Annotated in this window: 2 rRNA genes; both read right to left on the bottom strand. The window is 31.3% G+C overall.

Annotated elements, in window-relative coordinates:
* Positions 1-103 (bottom strand): 23S ribosomal RNA (locus MSCUN_RS05580); the annotation flags it as partial.
* 439 nt (positions 104-542) lie between these two features.
* Positions 543-667: ribosomal RNA gene (locus MSCUN_RS05575) — 16S ribosomal RNA — on the bottom strand; the annotation flags it as partial.

Genomic DNA, 667 nt, shown 5'->3' with positions numbered 1-667 from the left:
AAAGGATGCGTGCTCCTCGCCAAAGCTTATCGCAGCTTGCCACGACCTTCATAAGTTAATCTTGAGCCTAGCCATCCCCCAGATGGCATAAAAATTACATAAATGCACAAAATTTCATCAAAGAAAATTTTGATATTTTATATAGTTCCTATTATAAAGTTTTTAGCGACTATTAAATCGTTAAGATTTAACAATTCAAACAAAGCAAATCATTATCTTTAGTATTAAGTATTGTAAACCATTTGAAATTATATGCTATTCTCATTAAATACACACTTATTCTAACGTATAATAGTAAATTCTAAGTGTTTAAAATCTACTCCAGTTAGAAAGTGCCAGTAATGAACATACTATTAGTTTTAATGCTTATACTGGATAGTACATATGATCGATAATTAATCTTCAGTTATATATGAAAAGGACTTTTCATAATATAAGAAGTTATCTCTTCACTTATCATCTATTAAAATGTAAGCTGCACATTTAAAATAATAAAAATACTGTTAAACTGAATGTAAACAATATTCTTTATATTGTATATTAGGAGGTGATCCAGCCGCAGGTTCCCCTACGGCTACCTTGTTACGACTTCACCCTCCTCAAAAAACCTAGATTCGACAATAGCATTTGACAACTACTGCCTCATCCAAACCCTTTTTGGGTGGTG

The organism is Methanosphaera cuniculi (assembly GCF_003149675.1).
Lineage (GTDB): Archaea > Methanobacteriota > Methanobacteria > Methanobacteriales > Methanobacteriaceae > Methanosphaera > Methanosphaera cuniculi.
Note: the sequence above shows the minus strand (reverse complement) of the source record. Positions and strands in the feature narration are given on the sequence as shown.